Here is a 25,206-nt window from a genome sequence, read left to right as displayed (position 1 = left end):
TAAAAAGTGGCGAAACAATAGGATCGAAAGCGATCACGCCGCTTTAAAACGGTTGTTGGGTTACAGGCAAAGCTTCAGATCATTACGAACTGCCAAGGCCACTTTGCAAGGAATTGAAACCATTCGAACGATCAAAAACCAACACATCCATTACCCGCGCCCCAGCATTCTGGGTGAGATGGAATTCGTGAAAAATCTGTCCATTATCAGCGCCTGATCGTGGAAGGATCCCGTTCTTCATAAGCCCGTGAAGTTAATGCAACAGTCCCCGCCTCAGAACCACGGGCAACCGGCTTGATAGTTTTCCCGTATACCTGTGAATTATTGCGCAGTTCCGGGAAAATATTAAGGAGTTCATTAAGGGAATTTTCCTCAAGCATATCGACGGCTTGCTTGCCTGGGAAAAAACTTTCGGTCGCGACACCATTGGAAATCACGACCTCATGTTGATCAAACATAAAGTGCACATAAATCACCTCATGACAGGGTTGCTGTAGGATGGTTTGCCCATTTACCAACGAGATCGCAGGCACCAAAACTTCATCCGCACCAAAGTATAGTTGTGCCTGCCAACCCGAGATCCGGATGCGATGCTGTGGGGAAACATATAGGTCGCTTTTCGCGCCAAGCGTGCCCTTGCGAATGACCACGGGGGCAAGTTCACGACGGCCGTTGACGCGGCGCGACGCGACCCAAGTGACCTGCTGAATGCCGTTGTCCGCCGTTACTATCGGGTCACCGACGTCAATGTCTTCAACATTACAAAACCCACCTGGCACTTGGATTTGCGTTCCCGCCGCGAAACACACCGTCCCGCGCGTCGTTGAGCTATAGCTGATAACACCATTTTCATCAATTTGAATGGAATTATTACTGCCTGAAGTTGGAACTTGGGTTGATGATCCTCCGCCAGCAGCCGCGCCATTGTTGGGGCTGATACGACCACCTGACCCGATGTCGTAGAAGTCCAGAACAACATTACTGGCACCGGACGTATCCGTCAGCGCAATGCCTTCATAGTTATTACCACTGCCGGTTGGCGCAGTAATTTTGAAATTAAGCGGCCCGCCATCAATCACATAAACCGTACGTCCGCCGGATGCTGGGAAGCTTTCGATGAGTGGATTGGTTAAGGCGAATTCAGGGCCAACATTGCCGTTCTGCTGGTAAAGCGAGAGTGTGAAATCAGCAGGGTCTTCGCCTGCCTCCAAAACCACTTCGACATATTCAGACACGCCCTGGGTGTTCGCGTGGTTGTTCGAATAATGTAATTCGCTGATATAGGCCAAGTCTCAGTCTTTCTTCACGCAACAGTGCCCCAAATGCAAAAGGGGACTAACTAGTGATAAACACTTGGCAGAGTGTTATATTCATTGAATCACCTCAAAGACGAGGTGCCAAATGAAAAAGCCCCGCGAAAAATCGCAGGGCTTTGAAATTATTGATAATAATCGCGTTTAAGCAGCAAGAGCAGCCTGAACTTTTGCAACGATTGTGCCGAATGCTTCTGGCTCATTGACCGCGAGGTCAGCCAGAACTTTACGGTCCACTTCGATACCAGCCAAAGACAGACCGTTGATGAAACGGGAATATGTCAATGCTTCGTCGTGTGAACGAACAGCCGCGTTGATGCGCTGGATCCACAATGCGCGGAAGTTACGCTTGCGGTTTTTACGGTCGCGTGTCGCGTATTGGTTTGCTTTATCGACAGCTTGGGTCGCGGTGCGGAACAGACGGCTCCGTGCGCCATAGTAACCTTTGGCTGCATCGACGATTTTTTTATGGCGGGCGTGGGTGACTGTGCCACCTTTAACTCTGGACATCTCTAATTCTCCTTAGCGAGCGTATGGCATCATGGACTTGATGATTTTCTCATCAGGTGCCGACAGCGTGGTGGTGCCGCGTGCGTTACGCAGGAATTTATTGGAGCGCTTGATCATACCGTGTTGCTTGCCAGCTTGGGCTGCAACGACACGACCAGACGATGTCACTTTGAACCGTTTTTTACAGCTCGATTTTGTCTTCATCTTTGGCATTTCCGTCTCCTCTTTAGGGCGGTGGTTAAGCGCGACTCGGCATGCCATCCAAGGCCGGTCACACAGTAGAAAGGGCCGTATAGGCGCAATGCTGAGATTCCGCAAGCGTAAAACAAATGCGAAATGACAGATTTTGCGCCTGTGTTTTCTTAGGGTTGAGCGTTGTAAATCAGGCTTTGCTCGCAGGGGGCGACACGCAGAATATTTGTGGTCCCCGGGATGTTAAAGGGCACACCCGCCGTGACAACGATTTGATCTTCCGTCGTGGCAATTCCGCTGTCCACGGCAGCCTGCGCCGCGCTTAGAACCGCCATCTTGAAACGGTCAACGCCTTCCGTCAGCATGCAGTTTGTGCCCCATGACAGGCATAAACGTCGCGCAGTTTTTTCCAAAGGCGTCAGCGCTATGATCGGCACGCTTGGACGTTCGCGCGCCACCAATAAGGCAGTCGTACCAGATTGCGTAAAGCAACAAATCGCTTTAATTTCAGTTGTTTCCGCAATTTCACGCGCTGCCACAACGATACCGTCGGCAACAGATGTACGTTCAACCTTGCGCGAGGCATCAATCACTTTGCGATAGGTTGGGTCACTTTCGACCTCGATCGCGACGTTGTTCATGGTGGTTACGGCTTCGATCGGATAGCTGCCTGCTGCGGATTCTGCGGACAACATAATCGCGTCCGTGCCTTCATAGATCGCGGTCGCAACATCGGATACTTCGGCACGGGTGGGCACCGGGCTTTCGATCATGCTTTCCAACATCTGCGTGGCCACGATCACGGGCTTGCCCGCCGCACGGCAGGCACGGATCAGGCGTTTCTGAATTGGCGGCACATTTTGCACCGGCAATTCAACACCAAGATCGCCACGCGCCACCATGATTCCATCGGAGACCTCTAAGATTTCATCAAAAGAAGTCACCGCAGATGGTTTCTCGATCTTGGACAGGATCGCAGCGCGCCCTTGGGCCAGTTCGCGGGCCTCATTGACGTCCTCGCGGCGTTGCACGAACGACAGCGCCAACCAATCGACGCCCAATGCGCAAACATATTCTAAATCGGAACGGTCCTTATCCGACAGCGCCGCCAATGGCAGCAACACGTCAGGCACATTCACGCCTTTGCGGTTGGAAATCTCGCCGCCGACGATCACGGTGCAATTGGCGAAATCCGGGCCGCAGTCATCAACGGTCAGGCGGATTTTACCATCATTGACCAAAAGCGATGATCCGGCTTCGAGGGCTTGGAAAATCTCGGGGTGTGGCAAGCGCACGCGGGTTGCATCCCCAGCTGTTTCATCAAGGTCAAAACGGAATTTCGCGCCAGGTTCCAGCATTTCCGCTTCATTCGCGAACACACCACACCGCAGCTTTGGCCCCTGCAAATCGGCCAAGATTGCAATCGGACGGCCACAATCTTTTTCCACCTGACGAATAATCGCGTGACGCACGCCGATTTCATCTTGGGTGCCGTGGCTCATATTGAGGCGAAACACATCTGCGCCAGCTTCAAAAAGCGCGCGGATCATCTTATAATCATCAGACGCAGGCCCTAGGGTCGCCACGATTTTCACATTGCGCATCCGTTTCATTACCTGCTCCTTTAACTGGGTGTTTTCACCCTTTGATATCGCTAACGGCGTTATAGCGGCAAACGCCACCGGGCTGCAACTGGCGCTTGCCCCGCATATTGCGTATGACGGGCGTAACCCAAAGCAGTGAATGATTCATGACACATCAATCTTCTATCTCCACCGCCCCTTTTACCGTCATCGGCGCTGATCGCCCTGCACGATGGGTGGTCACCTGCGACCACGCGACAAATAGGGTCCCCAGTGACATTAATGGTGGTGACCTTGGCCTGCCTGCCGCTGATATGGCGCGCCACATCGCCTATGATGTCGGCGCGGATGGGGTCAGTACATATCTCGCTGAAATGCTGGATGCGCCTTATGTACGCAGCGAATTTTCCCGCCTCGTGATTGACCCAAACCGGGGCGATAATGACCCAACATTGGTGATGAAGCTGTATGATGGCACGATTATCCCTGCCAATCGCCATGTGGATGCGACCGAGGTCACACGCCGCCGCGAGACCCTGCACAAACCATATCATGATGCTGTTGCCGATGTCATTTCTCGACGAAAACAGCCACTGATCTGCGCCATTCACAGCTTTACCCCGCAATTAAAGGGCGGCGATATGCGCCCTTGGCATGTGGGTGTTTTATTCGCCGAAGACGATCGTCTCGCGCGGCCCTTTCTGGATCTGATCTATCAAGAAAAGGACATCTGCACGGGGGAAAATGAACCTTATGGCGGACATCTGCCCGGGGACGCGCTGGACCGGCACGCCATGCAGCCCGGCCACCCAAATATTCTGATTGAGGTCCGCAATGACCTGATCGAAACCGAAGCACAACAAAAGGCTTGGGCGCAACGCCTGGCCCCAATCCTACAACAGGCCCTGATCAACAGCGCCCTCTGAAAGGACAGATCATGGATGATCAAACCCGTATCGAAATCGAAGCCGCAGCCTTTCGTCGCCTGCAAAAACACCTGATGGAAGACCGCTTGGACGTGCAGAACATCGACATGATGAACCTTGCTGGTTTTTGCCGTAACTGCCTGTCCCGCTGGTATCAAGAAGCCGCAAATGAACGTGGCATCGAGATGGACAAAGAAGAAGGGCGCGTAGCGTTCTACGGCATGTCGACGGCGGAATGGAAAGAGAAACACCAATCAGATGCAAGCCCTGCAAAACAGGCCGAATTTGAAGTCGCATTTAAAGAAAACGTTCTAAACGAAAAAGGGTAACACGCCCGTCACACGCAAAACTGGACAAACAACAGATTCGGCGGTATAGAGCGGCGTTCCTGCAATTTTGCAAATCCAACTTAGAGAGGTGGTGAAAACCACATGCAGGTTAGTGTTCGTGATAATAACGTCGATCAGGCGTTGCGTGCTCTGAAGAAGAAACTTCAGCGTGAAGGCGTCTTCCGTGAGATGAAACTTCGTACGGCGTATGAAAAACCGTCTGAGAAGAAAGCGCGTTGTAAAGCCGAAGCAATTCGTCGTTCTCGCAAGCTCGCGCGGAAAAAACTTCAGCGCGAAGGTATGATGTAAATCATTCCTCTTCAGATCAATCTGAACGCAAAAATTTAAAGCCCCGACGTGTTAAACGCCGGGGCTTTTGTTTTGAGTTGCCAAATTCAGTCGCGTGGTAAATCAGTCATACACACGTTGATCATCGATGACTTTGCCATCTTTGGGCAAGCTGCCAGGGGCGTGGATTTCGACCTTACCCTTAAGCTTAAGAAGGCCCGCGACAGAGGCCTCAAATGCCGCTTGATCACCGCCTGATGCTTCGACCTGAACGGTCATTGCGTCCATCTCACCCACACGTGAGGCAATGACACGGGCCTTGCTGATTTCAGCATGTTTCGCCACGAGGTCAGCAACCTGTTCAGGGCGTACAAACATGCCTTTGATCTTGGTGGTTTGATCCGCACGGCCCATCCAACCCTTGATGCGCATATTGGTACGACCACAAGGGGATTGGCCAGGTAGAACAGCAGACAGATCGCCGGTTGCGAAACGGATCAGCGGGTAATCTGGGTTCAGCGTGGTCACCACGACTTCGCCAACTTCACCAGGGGCCACAGGAGTGCCGGTGCCGGGGGTCACAATCTCAACGATCACGCCCTCATCCACGATCATGCCTTCCATCGCTTCTGTCTCATAGGCAATATTGCCCAGATCAGCGGTGGCATAACTTTGCAGACACATGATGCCACGATCGGCATATTCCTGACGCAAGCTTGGGAACAATGCCCCGCCGCCCACGGCGGCTTTGGTGATTTTCAGGGTCTCGCCCATCTCATCGGCTTTGTCCAAGATGATCTTGAGATAGTCCGGCGTGCCAGCATAAGCGGTGGTGCCGATATCAGCCGCAGCGCGCACTTGAAGTTCGGTTTGGCCAACGCCCGCTGGCAGAACAGAGGCCCCAACCGCGCGCGCGCCGCTTTCAAAAATCATGCCCGCAGGGGTCAGATGATAGCCGAAACAATTGTGTACGATGTCATCAGAACCGATGCCACAGGCATGCAAGAAGCGTCCCATGCGCCACCAATCATGGCTGATGCCACCGGGCTCGTAAATAGGGCCGGGAGATTGGAAAATATGGGCGGCATTCTTGACGGCAAACCCACCAAAAGGCGGCTTTTCTTTCTGCCATTTCGACAGATCCGATTTGCGCAACACAGGATATGCCGCGAGGTCGGACAGATCGTTAATCTCAGGGCCATCCAAGTTGCACGCGCTTGCCGCGCTGCGCGCACGGGTGATTTGTGCCCGCAAAGCAGTCAGTTGGGATGAAATGCGTTCATCGTTTGAACGGGTCTCAAGCTTATCATAAAAAGTCATACGCAATCCCCCGATCAGCTCAACCAACGTTTGCGACGGCGATAAGACCGCACATCACGGAAGCTTTTGCGACCGTCATCAGACACACCCAGATAGAATTCTTTCACATCAGGATTTTCGCGCAATTCAGCAGCAGGCCCATCCATCACAACGCGGCCATTTTCCAAAATATAGCCGTAATGAGCGTATTTCAGGGCAACATTGGTGTTCTGTTCGGCCAGCAAAAATGTTGTGCCTTCGCCCTCATTCACGCTTTTCACGATCTCGAAAATCTGTTCCACCAACTGCGGCGCAAGACCCATGGAAGGTTCGTCCAGCAGGATGGTTTCAGGGCGCGACATCAAAGCACGACCCATGGCGCACATCTGCTGTTCACCGCCGGACGTATAGCCAGCTTGGCTTTTGCGGCGTTCTTTCAGACGTGGGAAATACGTATACACCATCTCAAGATCGCGGTCGATCTCGGCACGGCCATCACGGCGGGTATAAGCGCCGGTTAGCAGATTTTCCTCAACGGTCAGATGTTCAAAGCAATGACGGCCTTCCATCACCTGGATGACACCGCGCTTCACCAGCGCCGATGGGTTAAGTTCTTGAATTTCCTGACCTTGATAGGAAACAGAGCCCTTAGTCACTTCGCCACGCTCTGAGTGGAGCAGGTTTGAAATGGCCTTCAAGGTGGTCGTTTTGCCAGCGCCGTTGCCACCCAAAAGTGCGGTGATGCCGCCTTTTGGAACCGACAGGCTGACGCCCTTCAGTACAAGGATCACGTGGTTGTAGATCACCTCGATATTGTTGACCTCAAGCAAGGCGTTATTTGTTTTTTCGGCGTCCAGCATGGTTCACTTCCTGAAGAAATCAGTGGGGTCCGGCCGCAACACAGGGCTGCGGCCGGGATATCAATTATTCGCAGTCAACGATCGGCCAAGGCGCGTTTGCCTCAGCGTATTCAGCAGCTGCAGCAACTTCGAGCGGACGAATGGTTTCAGCGTCAGCCATCAGATGGTCAGAACCAACAACCCATTTCGCGCCATCCCATTCCAGCATCCAGCCACCAGCGTGACCGGTGTGGTTTGAACAAGAAGTAGAGAACGGTGCGACCATGCCGGTCATGCCCATTTCAGCCAGACGTTCGTCAGTCAGCTTCAAGTTCTCAAGACCCCAACGCAGTTGCGCCGCGGAAATTTCGCCTTCACCAAAGTTGTCCTGAGCCGTTTTGATGCCTTCAGCCAGAAGCGCTGAAATCACAAGACCGCGTTGGTAGAATACCCAGTCAAGTTCGCTTTCAGTTGCGAGAGAATCGCCCTTGTCGAACACATATTCACGGATGTCAGCCATAACTGCCGCATCAGGTTGTGGTGCGGAATAGCTGATGGAACGATAGCCTTTGCCAGCTTCGCCCAGCGCTTCCATGTCGCCATCGTGGCCAGACCACCAAACGCCAACGAATTGATCCATTGGGTAACGTGTTTTCACAGCTTCGGTCAGAGCGCCTGCATTCATCGCACCCCAGCCCCACATGATCACATTGTCAGGACGTTCGCGGCGGATTTGCAGCCACTGCGCGGATTGGTTCTGCATTTCTTTCAGACCAACTGGGATCGGCAGAAGCTCAAAACCGTGCTCTTCGGCCATTGCCTCCAAGAAAGGAAGTGGTTCTTTGCCGAATGGGTGGTCAAGGTGCAAGAAGGCAATCTTTTTGCCCGCAAGTGTCGACAGATCATTGCCACCCAATTCGTTCAAGATCATAGATGCCGCATCCCAGTATGAACCCGGCATGTTGAACGCCCAGTTGAATACGGAACCATCAGCCATTGGCGAAAAGCCGTAACCAGGTGCGAGAATTGGGATCTGATCGACGTTGGTTTTTGGCAGAACCTGAAGCGTGATACCAGTTGACCAAGGTTGGGTCACAATGGCTTCGCCTTTGGTCGCCTCATAACATTCCACGCCTTTTTCGGTGGAATATCCGGTTTCACATTCAGAGAAATCAATCGGAACGCCGCCAATGCCGCCATCACGGGCGTTCAGCATCAACATATAGTCGCGCTGACCGTTCATCAGTGGAATACCAGTCGCCGCAAACGGGCCAGTACGATAGCTGAGGTTCGGTGTGGAAAGCCCCTCGGCGGATGCCGCACCTGCGGTGATCGCCATCACGGCTGCCGCCGCAAAAGTCGTAAGTTTCTTCATCTTCATTCTCCTCCCAAAGATTTGGATTACTTTTGTTCAAGTGGTCTTCTTATTGGTCTTGTTGGGTCACCCCCGCTTAGTGCGGGAATGGCCAGATAATCAGTTTCTCACGGATAAGCGCCCAAAGACGTGCCAGCCCGTGTGGTTCAATGATCAAGAAGAACACGATCAATGCGCCAATTGTCATGATGTTAAGATGTTCCACCGTCGCTGAGCTAACATCAAGGCCAATTGCTTCGGGCAGGAATTTGATGATAACCGGCAAAGCCACAATCAAAACCGCGCCTAGGAAACTGCCCATAACGGATCCAAGTCCACCGATGATCACAATGAATAGGATTTCAAACGACAGTTGAATGCTAAAGAAGCTTGCCTCAGCACCCGTCATTGTCATGAAGACCAACAACCACCGGACACACCCACGATATAGCTGGAAACAGCAAAAGCCGTGAGTTTGGATTTAAGCAAGTTGATCCCGATAAGTTCAGCCGCGATATCCATGTCACGGGTGGCCTTCCAGATGCGCCCTTGGTTGCCACGTGTCAGATTGATTGTAATGACGGTGATCAAGGTGACGACGAACAGGATGACGAAATACTGCGTGATGGGTGCCGCCAATGGACCCGCAACAGGAACGCCAAACATCTCAATGTTGGGCACTTCGATCCCGCCGGATGTGGTGTTGTTTGACAACCAAGCCCATCTTTCAAACGTCCACTCAAGGAAGAACTGCGCAGCCAATGTTGAGATCGCCAAGTAGAACCCTTTGATGCGCAGGCTTGGCAAGCCAAACATCACCCCCACGAAGGATGAAAACAGGCCCGACAGCAGGATTGCAACAATGATGTTCATCTCTGGGAAGATGGTGATCAGCTTGTAGCAGGCAAACGCGCCAACGCCCATGAAGGCGGCTGTACCCAGGGAAAGTTGCCCTGCGAAACCTGTAAGAATGTTCAGGCCCAAAGCCGCGAGAGAGTAACACAAAACCGGCATAAGCATGGTTTTGAAGGTGAATTCACTTGCGGTAAGTGGGAACAAAATCCAGGCGCAGAACAGGATGACCCCCAGAAGGATCGCATCCTGCTTAACCGGAAAGAGGGATTGGTCTTTTTTGTAAGACGTCTTGAACTGGCCAGCGGTGTTATAAAACATATTCAGACCCTCTCGATGATTTTTTCGCCAAACAGGCCTTGTGGACGGAACAGAAGCACAAACAATGCAAGGACGTAGGCAAACCAAGTTTTGGTACCCCCACCAAGCAATTCCTGCCCCCAGTAAATTTCGAATAGGTTTTCCAGCAACCCGATGGCAATCCCACCGACAATCGCGCCGGTGATAGATTCAAGACCACCCAGCATGAGAACCGGAAGCGCTTTATACGCGATGATTTCCAGCGCAAAGTCTACGCCACCCGCACGTGCACCCCAGAAAATCCCGGTGACCAATGCAATGACACCCGCAAGGAACCACACGAGAACCCAAATGGTACGCAGTGAAATCCCAACGGAAAGTGCGGCCTGTGGATCATCCCCAAGGGCCCGAACTGCGCGCCCCATCCGCGTTTTATTCAGGAACAACAGCAGGCTTGCGACCAAGATCACAGCAGCGGTCACCGACATGATTTCAATGTGTTGTAAGATCAACAGGCCACCAAATGGTTCAAAGTCGATAGACCCTGTTGGCATGCCCAATTCTTGTGTGATCATACGTTTTGATTCACCACCAAAGATCAACTCTCCGAACCCAATCAGGAACAAAGTGACCCCGATGGTCGCCATAAACAGGATGATATCTGGCTGCCCAACAAGTGGGCGCAGAACGACGCGTTCAATCGTGATCGCCAACAATCCCATGACACCAAGGGTGAAGATCACCGAAATCCATGCGGGAATGCCGAGGCTGTGAAAGCCGATCAGGGTCAGGGCTGCGAATACAACCATGATACCTTGCGCAAAGTTAAAGATCCGACTTGAACGAAAAATCAACACAAAGCCCAATGCGATCAATGCGTATAGGACACCCGAAACGAGGCCTTCCCACAGCACCTGAAGTAAGAAATCAGGGGCTGTGGCCATGTCCACAAAGGGGGTGATAAGTATGCTTTTCAGAAATTCCATGTCATTCCCCCCTTAATTCGCCACGCCGAGATAGGCGTCGATTACGTCTTGGTTGTTGCGCACTTCATCGGGTGAGCCATCGCCAATTTTCTTGCCGTAATCCATCACAACCACGCGGTCAGACAGATCCATCACCACGCCCATGTCGTGTTCAATCAACACGATGGTGGTGCCAAATTCGTCGTTCACGTCCAGGATAAAGCGGCTCATGTCCTCTTTTTCCTCAACGTTCATGCCCGCCATCGGTTCATCCAGCAGCAAAATCTTGGGATCAGCCGCCAAAGCACGCGCAAGTTCCACACGCTTTTTCAAGCCATATGGCAGACGTCCAACAGGTGTTTTGCGGATTGTTTGGATCTCAAGGAAGTCGATGACTTTCTCAACGATTTCGCGATGTTCCGCCTCTTCCTGCTGGGCTTTCCCCCACCAGAGGCCCTGGCTCAGCATGGATGATTTCATGTGGGTCAGACGACCGGTCATGATGTTATCAAGTGTGCTCATGCCTTCAAAAAGCGCGATGTTCTGGAAGGTCCGCGCAACACCCTGACGGGCGATTTGATAGGGTTTCATGGGCGGGCGCGGCGCGCCTTGATACCAAACAGAACCTTCAGACGGCGTGTAGAAGCCCGAAATCACGTTCAGCATGGATGATTTACCAGCGCCGTTCGGGCCAATAATCGCGCGAATTTCGCCCTGACGGATGTCAAACGAGATGTCTTTGATCGCCACCACACCGCCAAATCGCAGGGTGATGTTTTTCATTTCCATAACCACGCCGCCGATCTCGCGACCGTCTTCTGTGGTGTAAGGTTCTACGCTTGTGTTCACAGCGCCCACTCCTTCATCTTGCCGGAAATACTCCCGCCGGAGGCTTCCGCCGCATCAACGCAGTACATGTTAAGAATTTGCATCATTGCGCAGCCATTTTCTGGTTGGCCTGAACTTCGACATCGCGCAGTTCAAGAGTTGCCGAAATCGCGCCCTTGCGACCATCTTCATAGGTCACCTCAGTGACGGTTGAGACCTCAGTTGAGCCATCATAAAGTGCGGCGATCAGGTCGTGGAATTTCTCGGCCACAATCTTGCGGCGCACCTTACGTGTCCGTGTCATTTCACCGTCATCCGCGTCCAATTCCTTATGCAGAATCAAGAAGCGGTGGATCTGACAACCAGACAACATCGGGTCTTGGGCAACGGATTTATTCACCTCGGCGATATGACTGGCGATGGAACCATAGACCTCGGGGTGGCCCGCAAGTTCTTGGTAAGACGCATAGGCAATATTGTTGCGTTCGGCCCAATTACCAACAGCGGTTAGGTCGATGTTGATGAAAGCGGTACATGTATCGCGATCCGCACCAAAAACCACAGCCTCAAGGATGTCGGGATAGAATTTCAGTTTGTTTTCAACATATTTCGGCGCGAACAAACGACCGTCTGACATTTTGCCAACGTCTTTTGCACGGTCGATGATGCGCAGATGCCCGGTGTCTTCTTCAAAGAAACCCGCATCCCCCGTGGCCACCCAACCATCCGCATCTTTGGTGTCAGCAGTGCTTTCGGGGTTTTTATAATATTCCACAAACGTGCCCGGAGAACGGTAGAAGACTTCGCCATTGTCGCCAATTTTAACTTCGACGCCAGGGGAAGGCACGCCCACCGTGTCATTGCGCACTTGGCCATCTGGTTGCTGGGTGATGAACACGCCGGCTTCGGTTTGGCCGTAAAGCTGTTTCAGGTTGATGCCCAATGACCGGTAAAATTCGAAAATCTCAGGCCCGATGGCCTCCCCAGCGGTGTAGCCGACGCGCACTTTGGAAAAGCCCAGCGCGGATTTCAGCGGGCCATAGGTTGTGACCTCGCCCACGGCGTATTTCAAGCGGTCCACCAAACCAACGCTTTCGCCGTCCAGCATGTTTGGACCAACTTTTTTCGCATGGTTCATGAAGTAATCGAACATCTTCTTTTTGAAGTTGCTCGCGTCTTCCATGCGGATCATCACTTGGGTCAGCTGGGTTTCAAAGATACGAGGCGGCGCAAAGTAATAGCTTGGTCCGATCTCACGCAGATCGGTCATCATCGTTTCGGGGCTTTCCGGGCAATTCACACAGAAGCCAGTCCACATTGCCTGACCCATGGAAAAGATGAAATCCCCGACCCAAGCCATTGGCAGATAAGCCAGAATTTCCTCATCACGTTGAAGGTTGTCGAACTCAGATGAATTCTTCGCCGTCAACACAATATTGCTGTTTGATAGAACAACACCCTTGGGCTTGCCAGTGGTGCCGGACGTGTAAAGCATCACACAGGTGGTGTCCCAAGTGGATTTCTCAATGCGGCGTTTCAGTTCTTTTTCATATTCATCAAAAGCCGCGCGACCCTGTGTTTGAACATGTTCATATTCATGCAAACGCGTGTGGTCATATTTACGCATACCACGCGGATCAAGGTAGATCATATGTTCAAACTGGTGCAATTCTTCCTGCACATCGATCACTTTGTCGACTTGCTCTTGGTCACCCGCAATCACAAAACGCGCGCCACAATGGCCTAAAACATAGGCCATTTCTTCGGCGTTGGCGTCTTGATACAGCGGCACAGGGATCGCGCCACACATTTGGGCCGCGATCATAGACCAGTAAAGATATGGACGGTTGCGACCGATGACGGCGACGTAATCACCTTCATTGACGCCAAGGTTCATCAAGCCAAGGGCAAGCGCTTCGATTTCTTCAGCGGCATCAGCCCAAGTCCAGCTTTGCCAGATCCCGTATTCTTTTTCGCGATATGCCGGTGCATCCGCAAATTCACGTGCGTTGCGTGCCAAAAGCGCGGGCACAGAGCTCAACTCAGCGAACTTCACCTGCTCAAGAACGGATTTTTCCGGTGCAGCAACTTTCCCCAAATGGGCGGTTGTTGTGGACAAGTTGTATTCCTCCCTGACGCAATTTCCGCGCCTAAACCACAGCTATTTTCAACGGAAGGGTGATTCCCCAACCAAAGCTTCGCGTGTTTTCCCTAAAAGCGAAACTCTGGCGTAAACATTTCCTTAGTTTTTCCCAATCCTAACGAATTGTAACAAAGCCAATATGTTCAGAAAATTTGTGATCCGCGTGGAAACTGTCTAACACAAGGTGAACCAAGGGAGGGTCAGCATGGCCAAAACCAGAGTCGCAGTTGAATTCGGGATGGGCACATCCCTGCGCCGCGAAGATTACACAAAAGCCGCCATAAGCGCTTTAAAAGATGCGCTTTGGCACAATTCCTTAACCATGGCACAAGCCTTTGGTTTCCCAAAAGAAGCCATGTTGGTGGATGTCGAAGTCGCGGTTCAAGAACCAGATCAGGTAGACCTTGAAGCGTTGAAAGCTGTGTTACCTTACGGCACACCCACATTCAAAGCTGTGCACGGCGGCCTTGATATTGCGAAGCCTGACGGTGGGAAAACTGTAATCGCCAACGCCGCCGTCGTGGTTTCTTTCGACATGGAGCCCGCGCAATGAAACGTCTGATTCTCGAAATGGGCATGGGGAATGATCTCTATGGGATGGATTACACCAAAGCTGCGAAACGCGCTGTGGAAGATGCCTTCCGTCATTCGACATTAAGCATTTTTCAGTCACTTGGTCTTGATAGCGCCCTGATGGAAGTGCGCGTGACTGTGGGTGTCGCAGAACCCGATAAGGTCGATTGTGATGCTGTTGCGGCGATTTTGCCGCGTGGCCAAGCCGTTGTGACCGCGGTTAAAGGCGGGCAGAATATCGATGACCCCGCCAACGGCACGTCACATGTGATTGCGACAGCCGCGGTCGAGGCCCTTTACCCAATCGCACCCGAACACTGGAAATTGAGTTAAGAAAAAGGATGCAGACCATGCCAGGAAAAGCAAGCAACACCGCTGATCTGATCCAGGCTGGCCTGAACCTGATCCATCAGGCGATTTCGATTTATGACAGCGACTTGAAGCTGGCGGTTTCCAATCGCCGGTTTCAGGAAATGTTTGATTTGCCTGAAGAATATGTAACCATCGGTGCAACCTTTTCCGACACGATCCGCCTATTGTTGGAACGTGGTGAATATGGTGAAATCGATGACATAGACGCGGCCCTACAAGTGCGCATTGACCAGGCCCAGGCCTTTGAGGCGCATTATCTAGAACGCACCCGCCCCGACGGGCGCACCATTGCCGTAGAGGGAAACCCCCTTCCACAGGGGGGCTGGGTCACGGTTTACACCGACATCACAAGCACCAAAAAGCAAGAAACCTTGTTGCGATCCCGTTCTGAGGTGCTGTCAGATCAGCTTTTGGATCACACTGAAAAGCTGTCACAAACCAACCGGGAACTGGCGGTGACAATTACGCAGCTGGAAGAAACCAAGTATCAACTGACCGAAATGGAAGCCCGCACCAGAACCACTGCGGAAATGATGCCGGCCCATATCGCCCATGTCGGAACAGACTATCGCTATACGTTCTCAAATCGCCAACTTGCGAATGTCATGCCGGGGCGTGCCACTGATATTTTGGGTGCCCGCATCGATGAAACCCTTGGGGGCAACGCGTGGAAGCACATCGGCCCGCGTCTGGAACAAGCCTTTCTTGGCAAACCAAGTGCATTTGAATTCACGGATGAAGACAGCTCGCGGCGTATTAGAACGGCCTTCACCCCCGATGATCGCAATGGCGAGATGCATGGCGTCTATATTTTAACGACGGATGTAACCGAAGAAAGCCAAGCCCGTGCATCCCTTGCCCAGACCCACAAACGAGAACTTGCGGCGCAGCTGACCTCGGGTCTTGCCCATGACTTCGCTAACCTTTTAACGATTATTTTAGGGCTTCAGTCGCGCCTTGCCCGAATGGAATTAACCGAGGATGGCCAAGAACTCATCGCTGCGACCCAAGCCACGGCTCGGCGGGGGGGGCGTTTGCTTGATCGCATTGCTCAAATGTCAGGGCCCCGTGACGTCAAACTTGTTGCAACGGATTTATCGTCCTTTCTCAATGATATTCGCCTGCTGGCCCGCCCCACATTGCCCGATCACATTCGCCTGGAAATCTATCGATGTGATATCGGTGGAACCTTGATGTTGGATGCCGGATTTCTGCAAGATTCACTGTTGAACCTTTTGCTAAATGCCGCCCATGCAATCGGCGAACGATCCGGGAAAATCACGGTTACAACCACATCCGTGCGTGACACTTGGCTTGAAATAGCTGTGGAAGACACGGGCATAGGGTTTTCGGAGAAAGCACTGAACCACGCTCTCGACCCGTTTTTCACCACCAAAGGCGAAGAGGGTTCCGGCCTTGGTCTGTCCATGGTCTATGACATGACACGTTCCGCCGGCGGGAACATATCACTTGCCAACACCCCGACGGGGGCGCGCGTCACCTTGCGCTTGCCTTTGCGCCCTGCCCCCCAAGACGCAGCACCTGGGCTGGTGTTACTTGTCGAAGACAGTGATGATATTCGAAAATCTGTACGCGAAATGCTTATGGATCAAGGTCATACCGTTATTGAAGCAACAAGCGCCGAGGAAGGTGAAACCCTCGCGTATGTGTCAGGAATTGATCTCATCCTATCCGATATATCACTTGCAGGAAGTGACATGACCGGCGTGCAAATGCTCGACCGTTTGGCGGCCTCTGGCGTTGCTGCGCCGGGGCATTTGATGACGTCTTTGCCCTCAGGGAATGCGACACGCCAGGATGGTGAACGCCGTTACCCATTGATTACAAAACCCTTTAATGCCCGCGAATTATCTGGGTTTCTGAATACACCCCGCTCTAAGGAGATCCCAACATGACTCAGCCAGCTCCGATGATCGCCATCCTTGATGATGAACCCGAAATCCGCACCATGTTGTCGGACGCCCTTTCAGATGCGGGGTTCCGCACCGCAAGTTTCGGGCGTGCCACGGAATTTGAGGCTGCCCTATCCCGTACGGCACCAGATGTGTGCCTGGTTGATTTGGGATTGCCCGATAAAGATGGGCTGGCCCTTGTGCATCGCTTGGCCTTGGAAAGTGGTGCCGCGATCATCATCATTTCTGGGCGCGCACAGGTTCAAGATCGCATCACCGGGCTAGAGCTTGGCGCAGATGACTATATCATCAAACCCTTTGATCCAACTGAGGTTGTCGCACGGGTGCGCGCCCGGTTGCGTAGCGGGAAAGAAACGACCCCTACAGTGACCACCGCTTCGTTTGAAGGCTGGGAAGCCCAATTTGAACGTTACGTCTTGATAGATGCCAATGGCCTCGAGATCCCCTTTTCCCATGCAGAGGGCGAGGTGCTCCGACTGTTCCTCGAAAGCCCGAAACGCCTCATCTCGCGCGCGCAAATGCAAGAAAGCCTTGGTGGCGCTGCGGGCGAAAGCTTCGACAGGGCGATGGATGTTCGCATATCGCGGCTTCGCACGAAACTGGGTGAAGATCCGAAAAATCCACGACTGATTAAGACAATTTATGGGGCCGGTTACATCTTCCTTGGGGATGTTTCTTGGGGGTAACCAGCAAATATATCGACATGTGACCTATTTTCTTACGTGAACTTTCAAAGCTTTAAGTCAGCTACGCCATCCCTCTTCATATTTGGTCGCACTTAATTAAGATTTGAAAGGTCAAATACCCTCACTTTTAGAAATGTTGCGAGGATAGAATGTCTTTTAATGCAAACCGTTTGATTTCCGTCGGCCGCATATTGGCGATTGCCAATATAATCGGCGCGGTTCTTGTTTCCATGTCCATTTTATGGGTGACAAATGTTGCCAGTCACCTTGCATCTCTGCAAGATCGACACAAAATCGACTATGCCCTTGGCGAACAACTGCACCAAAGCAGCGATGATCTGACGCGCCTGGCACGCACCTACGCGGTAACGGGTGATCCGCAATTTGAAACTCAATATTTTCAATTACTTGCCATTCGAAACGGGGAAGCGCCCAGACCAGAAAATTACGGCGAAGTGTATTGGGATTTCGTATCGGCGGGTCTGATCGAGGTCGCCACCGAAGGTCCAAAGGTTTCAATGGATGAGCTGTTACTTGCCGCAGATTTCACTGCGACCGAATACGCGCTTTTGACTGAGTCCCACGCTGCATCTGACTCTTTAGTTTCCCTAGAAACCCAAGCGATGAACGCCATCAAAGGGCTTTATCAGGATAGCGCGGGCGAATACACCGTTCACGGGGCACCCAATTTACCGTTGGCACGCACATTGCTTCATTCACCAGAGTATCATCTGTTCAAAGCCGAAATTATGACACCAATGAACACGTTCATGCGGACTTTGGATTCTCGGTTTGCAGCGGAAATCGGTGCCGTCGCGAAAAAGCAGTCTCTGTCTCTGACCTTGCTAATTTTGATCGCGGTTGTCACCATTTTGATCACGATTGCAAATTATCTTCTGATGCAAAACGTGGTGTTATCACCGTTGACCGCCATGGGCAAAGTATTCGGGCGCTTGGATGACTGGGACCTTCCACGCGATGATATCGCCAATAAGAGAGCTGCTTAATCTGATCTGATTTTTCTTGCGGTCATGATTCGCGTCTTCTAAAAGCGAATCATGGCAGTTTGTTTCTTACAGCGCGCGCCCAGTATAACGGGCGGCCCTCGCTTCTATCGCATCGCGATAGAGGGCAATCTATTCGGAGAATGGTCAGTGATCTTCGAATGGGGGCTTTGTGGGGGCAATGGCACCCGCAAAATTAGACTGTTCAACGATCTGCGCGCCGCGTCTTTGGCGGCGGATTGTTCCCGCAATCGGATGTTATCACGCGGTTATTTTCGGGCGTAATGCGCTGCCCCAATTTTTGGACAGCGCGATTTACTTAAACGTGATCAACCACGGTTACGTGCTGCGCCAATTTGCCAACTTCCGTCATCAGGCGGTCAATCAACTCAGGCGAATGCGGAGCGGGGCTGACGCCAGGTGCGATTTCACCATCAAGAACGGCATCAATCGCCATGGACAGCGGTACAGAAACCAGACGCGCCATGGCCGTACCACGTTCATCGCCCCAACCGTCCATCACATAGGTCTTGTGATACACGTTTTCACCAGACTTTTCCGCTTGAAGCGCAACGCACATGACAACGCGATCGGCTTCGCCTTCGTCATAAGCATGCGCATTCCAGAACCCATCTGACATTTCCTTCAGGCGTGCATCACCAGCTGTCCCTTCCAAGGTTTCAACCTCGCGAAACACGTCGGACCACGCATCGGTCCATCCGTTCATGCGTAGGGTACCACGCACGAAGGTTTTAACCTTCCAGTCCGCATCAAACTGATAATCCTGAATGAACGGCAGAGAATCGCGATTTGGATAGACTTCAAAACTTTCGACGGCTTGCAGCGGCGCTTCATACGAGGAAATCGCATCCCAAGGACGCGCAACATCGAATTCTTTGAAATCTTTCATAGACTTAGATGGTGAACGCAAGGCCTTCAATACACCCAGTGGTGACCAGCTGAACTTATAGCGGAAATCATTGGCAACTTTCGGGATGCCGCCACAATAAGAAATGAAGGTAAGTTCATTGCCTGCATCGAACCCTTCGGACGCACGGTAATCCGCGACCAACCAATGCGCCATCAAGTGGTCGATACCTGGGTCCAGGCCGACCTCGTTGATGCTGCACAGGCCTGCATCTTTAAACGCCCCGTCGAGATCCTTCATCTCAGGCGCGATATAGCTGGAAGACGCGAAATGCGCTTTATTTTCAAGGCACATCTTGGCCAACGGCACATGCAGATCACCCGGCAGCATGGAGACCACAAGATCACCAGCCTGCACGGCGTCATTCAAGGTTTCCATGTCAAAAGCACGGATGTTGTCGGTCAAATCACCAACGGCTTCGCGTGCCTTTTCAACGGTTCGATTCCAAACGCAAACCTCGCGCCCATTTTCGATCAACCGACGCAGGCCGGGAATTGCGGAAAGGCCAGTGCCACACCAGTGAATAGTCATTACAGGATCCTCTCAGATGTCTTGCGTGTGTTCATTAAAATCGGCTGCCGCCCGGCCCCAGACACCAGAAGTCAGGTCGGACAAGGTCAACAGAGACGGCAAAAGTTGACCTGCAAAATCTTCGGAAGATTCACGCGGCAACATCGACGGAAGGTTGTCAATCGCGGTGACGTCCAGCAGCGGGTTTTCATGCACGCGCAAAGCGGGTGCATTCCACGTGGTGGCCGTGTCATAGACCGGAACTGGGTTATAATCGCTGTCCGGGTCACAGGCGACGTCGCCAATAACAGTCAGCTTACGGTCCACGTCTTTTGCGCTGGTTGGCACGAAAACCGGGGTACCGGGACGGGCCAAGATGCAGTTGATGAATAGATCGTGATCCAAGATTTCTGGGAACGGTCCACCACTTGCGGTTTCCGCCAGATCCCAGCGGGTTACAGTGCTGTTCATGGCTTCTAACAGGTCACCTGCGCCGGTGCCAACACGGCCCATGGCGCCAATAATAATCGCAGACGGGGGTGTCGACCCGGTTGCGATAACCTCTTGTTTCAATTCAGAAACCAATGCATCCTTGTCTTTATACACACCCACGGCTGGACAAATTTCATCGCGTTGCTGTGCTGCCCAGGATTTCATCGCAATCGCAGCGCCTGCAAAGCCAGCCCAATAGCCAAAAGCAGCAACGCGCCGGCCCGTTTCATCGACGAGATATTCGAGATCGTATAAGGTCCCACCGCCCGCTTTGAACCGGTCCAACAGGGCACGCCCCGAAAACTGTCCCTTATAGGCATGACCGAACATGATATGGCGATGAGGCAACGGAGTGCCATCTTCTGGTAACTCTTTCAGGCCAAAAATGATTGCATCTTCCGGGGCATTTGGCCATGCGTTCTCGGCGGAAATTTCTGCGCCAGCATCGCGATATCCATCCAACCCAATCGCCCGTACAGAGCTTTCTTCAACCGTGACCCGGATGCCCGCATCAATCAGCGCTGCAACGCCTTCGGGTGTGATGCCCACTCGTTCTTCATTTTCACGTTGTTCAGCCCGAACCCACAGATGTGTCATGATTTCCCCCTGATTCAGCAATCTTATTGCGCATAGGTCAAAAACACACTTTTGCCAATGGGCCGCGAACAGAATCATCCCCTGACGCATTTGTGCTTATAAGTGGCGCTATGGGGGTTTGGGTATCCGCTTATTTTCAGCTAAACTTCGCGGAACTACAGGAAAGAGAGCCAGCATGTCCGATAAGATCAAATTTACCCTGGACGGCCAGCAGGTCGAAGCGAACCCCGGTGAAACCATTTGGGAAGTTGCCAATGGCCGCGGCCTGGTGATCCCACATTTGTGCCACAAACCGGCACCTGGCTATCGCCCTGATGGGAACTGCCGTGCATGTATGGTCGACATCGAAGGCGAACGCGTTTTGGCGGCATCGTGTATTCGCGAACCTGCCGAAGGCATGGTTGTGAACACGGAAACCGCGCGTGCCACTGCTGCGCGTAAGCTGGTTCTTGAGATGCTGGTTACGGATCAGCCAGAGCGCGAAACAGCCCATGACAAATCCAGCCACCTCTGGGAGATGGCGGATCTAAGTGAAGTGTCCGAAAGCCGTTTTCCAAAGCTTGAAGATGGTCGTATTCCTCTGCTGGATGACAGCCACGTCGCGATGAACGTCAACTTGGATGCCTGTATCCAATGTGGTCTTTGTGTGCGTGCCTGTCGCGAAGTTCAGGTCAACGACGTGATCGGCATGGCCGGTCGCGGGCATGATTCCTATCCGGTTTTTGATATTGCCGACGATATGGGTGCGTCTTCCTGCGTGGCCTGTGGTGAGTGCGTTCAAGCCTGCCCAACAGGTGCTTTGATGCCCGCTGCGGTTCTTGATGATAATCAAGTTGGTGACAGCGGTGATTTTGATTCTGAAACCAAAAGTGTGTGCCCTTTCTGTGGTGTTGGTTGCCTTGTGAACCTCAAGGTCAAAGACGGCAAAGTGAAATCCGTTGAGGGCATCAATGGCCCCGCAAACGAAGGCCGTCTCTGTGTGAAAGGTCGTTTTGGCTTTGACTATATTCACCATGATCACCGACTGACCAAACCGCTAATTCGCCGTGATGATGCACCTGCCAAAGGTCTGAACGTTGATCCCGGCAATTTAATGACCCACTTCCGCGAAGCAACTTGGGATGAAGCGCTTGATAAAGCGGCTGGTGGCATGGCCAACCTTGCCCAAGCCCACGGTGGCCGTACGATTGCGGGCTTTGGGTCTGCGAAATGTACCAATGAAGAAGCCTACCTGTTCCAGAAACTGATCCGCCAAGGTTTCAAGCACAACAACGTCGACCATTGTACACGTCTGTGTCACGCGTCTTCTGTGACTGCGCTGATTGAAAACGTCGGCTCTGGGGCTGTGACCGCGACTTTCAACGAGATCAAAAACGCCGACGTTGCAATCGCGATTGGTTGTAACCCCGTTGAAAACCATCCTGTTGCTGCGACCTATTTCAAACAGTTCACCAAACGTGGTGGCCAGCTGATCGTGATGGACCCTCGCGGTGTTGGACTGCGTCGTTTCTCTAGCCACATGTTGCAATTCCGTCCTGGTGCTGACGTTGCGATGTTAAACTCAATCATGCATGTGATCGTCGAGGAAAAGCTTTACGATCAACAGTATATCGAAACCTACACCGAGAACTGGGAAGCTGAAAAAGCCCATCTTGCTGATTTTAGTCCCGAAGCAATGGAAGGCATTTCGGGCATTGCGCCTGATGTGATCCGCGATGTCGCCCGCACTTTTGCGGGTGCCAAATCTGCGATGATTTTCTGGGGCATGGGCGTGTCACAACACATCCACGGCACCGATAATTCACGCTGTCTGATCAGCCTGGCCTTGATGTGTGGTCAAGTTGGTCGTCCTGGCACAGGTCTTCACCCATTGCGCGGGCAAAACAACGTGCAAGGTGCATCTGACGCCGGTCTGGTTCCGATGTTCCTGCCCGATTATCAAACCGTTACCGATGACACGATTCGCGATAACTTCACGGGTGTTTGGGGATCGGATGATTTCAGCAATGAAAAAGGACTGACCGTCACCGAGATCGTCGATCAGGTTTATGCAGGCAATATCAAAGGCATGTATATCCAGGGTGAAAATCCAGCCATGTCTGACCCAGATGCAGAACATGCGCGTGATGCCTTTGCGAAACTTGAACTGATGGTTGTGCAAGACATCTTCCTGACGGAGACCGCGAACTATGCGGATGTGATCCTGCCTGCCTCGGCGCTTTATGAAAAATCTGGCACGGTTTCCAACACCAACCGTCAGGTTCAAATGGTACGCCCTGCTGTCGCCCCCCCCGGTGAGGCCCGCGAAGATTGGGCCGTCACCACGGAGCTTGCACAGCGCTTGGGTCTTGGTTGGACATACACACACCCAAGTGAAATCTTCGCTGAGATGAAGCTGAACATGAAATCGTTGGATAATATCACTTGGGAACGTTTGAAAACCGAAACCGTGACATATCCGTCGCTTTCCCCAACTGATCCCGGCCAAGCCGTGGTGTTTGGTGACGGTTTCCCGCGTCCCGATGGTCGGGCGAAATTTACCCCAGCCTCAGTGATTGCCCCGGATGAAGTACCAGATGCTGAATTCCCGATGATTATGACCACAGGTCGCCAGTTGGAACATTGGCATACAGGCTCCATGACCCGTCGTTCAAAGGTTTTGGATGCGGTTGAGCCAGAAGCAAACTGCTCCCTGCACCCGAAAACTTTGCGTCGCCTTGGTGTAGAGCCCGGTGAAATGGTGCGCCTGTCCACACGTCGCGGATCAATCGAGATCATGGCACGGGCAGATCGCGCGGTCGCCGAAGACATGGTGTTTGTGCCATTTGCCTATGTGGAAGCCGCAGCAAACGTACTGACCAACCCAGCGATCGACCCTTACGGCAAAATCCCTGAGTTCAAGTTCTCTGCGGTAAAAGTTGAAAAAGCTGCGGCAATCGCTGCCGAATAACCCAATGCTGGGCATATGCAGTCGCACCAAAACTTTCACATGCCTTAACTACCGGATGGGGCTGCTCATTGTATGGGCCTCATCATGGTAGGGTTGGACTGAGTTGGCTCGGTGATTATCCGGGATAGACTAGAAACAGGGGGCAGATGCAGCGTAAACGTTGCGTCTACGGCCCAAAACGCCACTTTCAATCTTTTCAAGCAGATTTAGAACTTGCTCAGTCGCCGCTCATTGGCATCGTTAATCGCCCCGGTCGCCTGAATGTCATTTGACATTGTGGATATGGACTCTGCGGACACGCCAATCCACTGATTTGACCGTTGGCCATGCCAAGTGCTGCTCCAGCAATGCACATACTTCATCGTATGAAGCTGAGGCTGGAAATCCTATCGTTCCCATCAATTCGTCCGCAATGCTGTTATCGGCGCCTTTCCGAAAGTCGACGGGCTTGGATGCTAAATAGAGTTTGAAATTTCCTGACGGCGAGATCATGCGCGGCCCTCAAGCGAAAGGACAACAGTGACTAAATTATCAATAGGATAGTCTGCAGGCAGAACAATCTCGATTTCTCGACCGCGCAATGCAATTTGTGTCTCAACTGACCCGGTGGCTTCCGAACGTTCGGTGTCCTAGATCACAACTTCGGAAAACAATCGCTCTTCGCGTACAGAGATACGGCTTCCGGCTGCACGTTTGAGGTCGGCCCGCCATTTATAGACGAGTGATTGTGAGACATTGCATCGTTTCATGACATCGTCGACTTGGAGTGAACCGTCATCGAGGCTATTTGTGATAAACCGTTTGAAACTGGGAGGCCAAACTCGGCGGCCGCCTGCGTGGACTTCTATAGTGAAGCCGTAGACTTCGAATGAATGTGGAAACTTGCTCATTACTGTCACCCTTTTTGTTTGAGGCAGTATGGTCTTGTCCCGCTTACGTTCCGGTCTCTGAACTCATTTATGCGGCCTTTCGCTCAAAAGCCAAGGGACTTTTCCCGCCAAGCGATGAGTGGCGACGGCGCGGGTTATAGAACCCGTTGATATACTGGAAGATCGCGCCTTCAGCCTGACGGCGTGTGTCCCAACGGTTGCGCCAAATCAGCTCAGCCTTAATGGATTTGAAGAACGTCTCGACCATAGAATTATCATAACAATTTCCCTTGCCGCTCATCGAGACCTTGAAACCGTGCTTGGACAAGCGCTTCTGATACTCATTTGAGCAATATTGTGAACCACGATCCGTATGGTGAATGCAATCCTCCGGTGGTTGGCGCAAAGCAACGGCCATATCTAACGCCCGGATTGCCAGATCCTTCTTCATGCGGTTACTGATAGCCCATCCGATGACGCGGCGAGAATACAGGTCAAGGATGACGGCAAGATACAGCCAACCTTCGCTGGTCCAAATGTAGCTGATGTCGCCAGCCCATTTCTGATTGG

24 protein-coding genes and 1 pseudogene are annotated in these 25,206 nt (G+C 52.4%); 11 read left to right on the top strand and 14 right to left on the bottom strand.

Going from position 1 to position 25,206, the window contains the following annotated elements; all coding sequences use genetic code 11:
• A partial coding sequence (locus RJ38_RS18415) for a DDE-type integrase/transposase/recombinase (protein WP_156121741.1) occupies positions 1–217 on the top strand: 217 nt, incomplete at its 5' end.
• Here RJ38_RS18415 and RJ38_RS03875 read toward each other — a convergent pair.
• From RJ38_RS03875 to pyk, 4 genes are all read right to left on the bottom strand, one after another.
• Positions 207–1,289 (bottom strand): Hint domain-containing protein, encoded by a 1,083-nt coding sequence (locus RJ38_RS03875; protein WP_052245181.1) that lies wholly within the window; start codon positions 1,287–1,289, stop codon positions 207–209. The two genes, RJ38_RS18415 and RJ38_RS03875, sit on opposite strands and share 11 nt — an antisense overlap.
• Positions 1,290–1,457: 168 nt before the next feature.
• On the bottom strand, positions 1,458–1,823 hold the full coding sequence (gene rplT / locus RJ38_RS03870) for a 50S ribosomal protein L20 (RefSeq protein ID WP_039017582.1): 366 nt from the start codon (positions 1,821–1,823) through the stop codon (positions 1,458–1,460).
• Positions 1,824–1,835: 12 nt separating this feature from the next.
• On the bottom strand, positions 1,836–2,036 hold the full coding sequence (gene rpmI, locus RJ38_RS03865; RefSeq protein ID WP_039017581.1) for a 50S ribosomal protein L35: 201 nt from the start codon (positions 2,034–2,036) through the stop codon (positions 1,836–1,838).
• Between the two features lie 149 nt (positions 2,037–2,185).
• On the bottom strand, positions 2,186–3,628 hold the full coding sequence (gene pyk, locus RJ38_RS03860; protein ID WP_039017580.1) for a pyruvate kinase: 1,443 nt from the start codon (positions 3,626–3,628) through the stop codon (positions 2,186–2,188).
• Between the two features lie 137 nt (positions 3,629–3,765).
• Here pyk and RJ38_RS03855 point away from each other — a divergent pair, with 137 nt between their 5' ends.
• The 3 genes from RJ38_RS03855 to rpsU all read left to right on the top strand — a co-directional run bounded on the left by RJ38_RS03855 (position 3,766) and on the right by rpsU (position 5,162).
• Entirely contained in the window at positions 3,766–4,524 is a 759-nt protein-coding gene (locus RJ38_RS03855) for an N-formylglutamate amidohydrolase (protein WP_039017579.1), read from the top strand.
• 11 nt (positions 4,525–4,535) lie between these two features.
• On the top strand, positions 4,536–4,853 hold the full coding sequence (locus tag RJ38_RS03850) for a DUF1244 domain-containing protein (RefSeq protein ID WP_039017578.1): 318 nt from the start codon (positions 4,536–4,538) through the stop codon (positions 4,851–4,853).
• Between the two features lie 102 nt (positions 4,854–4,955).
• Entirely contained in the window at positions 4,956–5,162 is a 207-nt protein-coding gene (rpsU, locus tag RJ38_RS03845; RefSeq protein WP_039017577.1) for a 30S ribosomal protein S21, read from the top strand.
• Positions 5,163–5,264: 102 nt separating this feature from the next.
• Here the strand turns inward: rpsU and RJ38_RS03840 are convergent, their stop codons facing one another.
• From RJ38_RS03840 to RJ38_RS03810, 7 genes and pseudogenes are all read right to left on the bottom strand, one after another.
• Positions 5,265–6,461, bottom strand: a complete 1,197-nt coding sequence (locus RJ38_RS03840; protein WP_039017576.1) for a phenylacetate--CoA ligase family protein — start codon at positions 6,459–6,461, stop codon at positions 5,265–5,267.
• Between the two features lie 14 nt (positions 6,462–6,475).
• Positions 6,476–7,300, bottom strand: a complete 825-nt coding sequence (locus tag RJ38_RS03835; protein ID WP_039017575.1) for an ABC transporter ATP-binding protein — start codon at positions 7,298–7,300, stop codon at positions 6,476–6,478.
• Between the two features lie 64 nt (positions 7,301–7,364).
• Entirely contained in the window at positions 7,365–8,654 is a 1,290-nt protein-coding gene (locus RJ38_RS03830; RefSeq protein WP_039017574.1) for an ABC transporter substrate-binding protein, read from the bottom strand.
• A gap of 76 nt (positions 8,655–8,730) precedes the next feature.
• Positions 8,731–9,806: pseudogene (locus tag RJ38_RS03825) on the bottom strand (branched-chain amino acid ABC transporter permease).
• A gap of 2 nt (positions 9,807–9,808) precedes the next feature.
• Positions 9,809–10,771: a branched-chain amino acid ABC transporter permease gene (locus RJ38_RS03820; RefSeq protein WP_039017573.1), complete on the bottom strand. Its 963-nt coding sequence runs from the start codon at positions 10,769–10,771 to the stop codon at positions 9,809–9,811.
• A 12-nt stretch (positions 10,772–10,783) separates the two neighbouring features.
• Positions 10,784–11,539, bottom strand: a complete 756-nt coding sequence (locus RJ38_RS03815; RefSeq protein ID WP_052245182.1) for an ABC transporter ATP-binding protein — start codon at positions 11,537–11,539, stop codon at positions 10,784–10,786.
• Positions 11,540–11,681: 142 nt separating this feature from the next.
• Entirely contained in the window at positions 11,682–13,634 is a 1,953-nt protein-coding gene (locus RJ38_RS03810; RefSeq protein ID WP_039017586.1) for an AMP-binding protein, read from the bottom strand.
• A gap of 292 nt (positions 13,635–13,926) precedes the next feature.
• Between RJ38_RS03810 and RJ38_RS03805 the strand changes: the two genes are divergently transcribed.
• The 6 genes from RJ38_RS03805 (at position 13,927) to RJ38_RS03780 (ending at position 18,575) form a co-directional block, all read left to right on the top strand.
• Positions 13,927–14,274, top strand: a complete 348-nt coding sequence (locus tag RJ38_RS03805; RefSeq protein WP_039017572.1) for a Lin0512 family protein — start codon at positions 13,927–13,929, stop codon at positions 14,272–14,274.
• Entirely contained in the window at positions 14,271–14,627 is a 357-nt protein-coding gene (locus tag RJ38_RS03800) for a Lin0512 family protein (RefSeq protein WP_039017571.1), read from the top strand. The genes RJ38_RS03805 and RJ38_RS03800 overlap by 4 nt, the downstream gene beginning before the upstream one ends.
• A gap of 17 nt (positions 14,628–14,644) precedes the next feature.
• On the top strand, positions 14,645–16,582 hold the full coding sequence (locus RJ38_RS03795; protein ID WP_039017585.1) for a PAS-domain containing protein: 1,938 nt from the start codon (positions 14,645–14,647) through the stop codon (positions 16,580–16,582).
• Positions 16,579–17,286, top strand: coding sequence for a response regulator transcription factor (locus RJ38_RS03790; RefSeq protein ID WP_039017570.1), 708 nt, complete (start codon positions 16,579–16,581; stop codon positions 17,284–17,286). The genes RJ38_RS03795 and RJ38_RS03790 overlap by 4 nt, the downstream gene beginning before the upstream one ends.
• A 149-nt stretch (positions 17,287–17,435) precedes the next feature.
• Positions 17,436–18,293, top strand: a complete 858-nt coding sequence (locus RJ38_RS03785; protein WP_052245180.1) for a hypothetical protein — start codon at positions 17,436–17,438, stop codon at positions 18,291–18,293.
• 51 nt (positions 18,294–18,344) lie between these two features.
• The gene (locus RJ38_RS03780; protein ID WP_039017569.1) at positions 18,345–18,575 is read left to right on the top strand and encodes a WGR domain-containing protein; all 231 of its coding nucleotides are present in this window, start codon (positions 18,345–18,347) and stop codon (positions 18,573–18,575) included.
• Positions 18,576–18,609: 34 nt separating this feature from the next.
• Here the strand turns inward: RJ38_RS03780 and RJ38_RS03775 are convergent, their stop codons facing one another.
• Together RJ38_RS03775 and RJ38_RS03770 are read right to left on the bottom strand one after the other, a co-directional pair.
• Positions 18,610–19,749 carry a saccharopine dehydrogenase family protein gene (locus RJ38_RS03775; protein ID WP_039017568.1) on the bottom strand — a complete coding sequence of 380 codons (1,140 nt, stop codon included), beginning with the start codon at positions 19,747–19,749 and terminating at the stop codon, positions 18,610–18,612.
• 12 nt (positions 19,750–19,761) lie between these two features.
• Positions 19,762–20,817: a saccharopine dehydrogenase gene (locus RJ38_RS03770; RefSeq protein ID WP_039017583.1), complete on the bottom strand. Its 1,056-nt coding sequence runs from the start codon at positions 20,815–20,817 to the stop codon at positions 19,762–19,764.
• Between the two features lie 175 nt (positions 20,818–20,992).
• Here RJ38_RS03770 and fdhF point away from each other — a divergent pair, with 175 nt between their 5' ends.
• A complete protein-coding gene (gene fdhF, locus RJ38_RS03765) occupies positions 20,993–23,767 on the top strand; it encodes a formate dehydrogenase subunit alpha (protein WP_039017567.1) in 2,775 nt (924 codons plus the stop codon).
• Positions 23,768–24,724: 957 nt separating this feature from the next.
• On the opposite strand, the gene RJ38_RS03760 is transcribed toward fdhF, so the two are convergent.
• Positions 24,725–25,206 (bottom strand): IS3 family transposase (locus RJ38_RS03760; RefSeq protein WP_039017066.1); only part of this gene is annotated, 482 nt, incomplete at its 5' end.

It is taken from the genome of Halocynthiibacter namhaensis (assembly GCF_000812685.1).
GTDB classification, from domain to species: Bacteria; Pseudomonadota; Alphaproteobacteria; order Rhodobacterales; family Rhodobacteraceae; genus Halocynthiibacter; species Halocynthiibacter namhaensis.
The sequence above is the reverse complement of the archived record's forward strand: the minus strand, read 5'-3'. Positions and strand labels throughout refer to the sequence as shown.

What these genes read in the sequence shown, in the direction of transcription:
- rplT (WP_039017582.1), bottom strand. Translation starts at nt 1,823, where the DNA reads ATGTCCAGAGTTAAAGGTGGCACAGTCACCCACGCCCGCCATAAAAAA.
- rpmI (WP_039017581.1), bottom strand. Translation starts at nt 2,036, where the DNA reads ATGCCAAAGATGAAGACAAAATCGAGCTGTAAAAAACGGTTCAAAGTG.
- pyk (WP_039017580.1), bottom strand. Translation starts at nt 3,628, where the DNA reads ATGAAACGGATGCGCAATGTGAAAATCGTGGCGACCCTAGGGCCTGCG.
- RJ38_RS03855 (WP_039017579.1), top strand. Translation starts at nt 3,766, where the DNA reads ATGACACATCAATCTTCTATCTCCACCGCCCCTTTTACCGTCATCGGC.
- RJ38_RS03850 (WP_039017578.1), top strand. Translation starts at nt 4,536, where the DNA reads ATGGATGATCAAACCCGTATCGAAATCGAAGCCGCAGCCTTTCGTCGC.
- rpsU (WP_039017577.1), top strand. Translation starts at nt 4,956, where the DNA reads ATGCAGGTTAGTGTTCGTGATAATAACGTCGATCAGGCGTTGCGTGCT.
- RJ38_RS03840 (WP_039017576.1), bottom strand. Translation starts at nt 6,461, where the DNA reads ATGACTTTTTATGATAAGCTTGAGACCCGTTCAAACGATGAACGCATT.
- RJ38_RS03835 (WP_039017575.1), bottom strand. Translation starts at nt 7,300, where the DNA reads ATGCTGGACGCCGAAAAAACAAATAACGCCTTGCTTGAGGTCAACAAT.
- RJ38_RS03830 (WP_039017574.1), bottom strand. Translation starts at nt 8,654, where the DNA reads ATGAAGAAACTTACGACTTTTGCGGCGGCAGCCGTGATGGCGATCACC.
- RJ38_RS03820 (WP_039017573.1), bottom strand. Translation starts at nt 10,771, where the DNA reads ATGGAATTTCTGAAAAGCATACTTATCACCCCCTTTGTGGACATGGCC.
- RJ38_RS03815 (WP_052245182.1), bottom strand. Translation starts at nt 11,539, where the DNA reads ATGGAAATGAAAAACATCACCCTGCGATTTGGCGGTGTGGTGGCGATC.
- RJ38_RS03805 (WP_039017572.1), top strand. Translation starts at nt 13,927, where the DNA reads ATGGCCAAAACCAGAGTCGCAGTTGAATTCGGGATGGGCACATCCCTG.
- RJ38_RS03800 (WP_039017571.1), top strand. Translation starts at nt 14,271, where the DNA reads ATGAAACGTCTGATTCTCGAAATGGGCATGGGGAATGATCTCTATGGG.
- RJ38_RS03795 (WP_039017585.1), top strand. Translation starts at nt 14,645, where the DNA reads ATGCCAGGAAAAGCAAGCAACACCGCTGATCTGATCCAGGCTGGCCTG.
- RJ38_RS03790 (WP_039017570.1), top strand. Translation starts at nt 16,579, where the DNA reads ATGACTCAGCCAGCTCCGATGATCGCCATCCTTGATGATGAACCCGAA.
- RJ38_RS03785 (WP_052245180.1), top strand. Translation starts at nt 17,436, where the DNA reads ATGTCTTTTAATGCAAACCGTTTGATTTCCGTCGGCCGCATATTGGCG.
- RJ38_RS03780 (WP_039017569.1), top strand. Translation starts at nt 18,345, where the DNA reads ATGGCAGTTTGTTTCTTACAGCGCGCGCCCAGTATAACGGGCGGCCCT.
- RJ38_RS03775 (WP_039017568.1), bottom strand. Translation starts at nt 19,749, where the DNA reads ATGACTATTCACTGGTGTGGCACTGGCCTTTCCGCAATTCCCGGCCTG.
- RJ38_RS03770 (WP_039017583.1), bottom strand. Translation starts at nt 20,817, where the DNA reads ATGACACATCTGTGGGTTCGGGCTGAACAACGTGAAAATGAAGAACGA.
- fdhF (WP_039017567.1), top strand. Translation starts at nt 20,993, where the DNA reads ATGTCCGATAAGATCAAATTTACCCTGGACGGCCAGCAGGTCGAAGCG.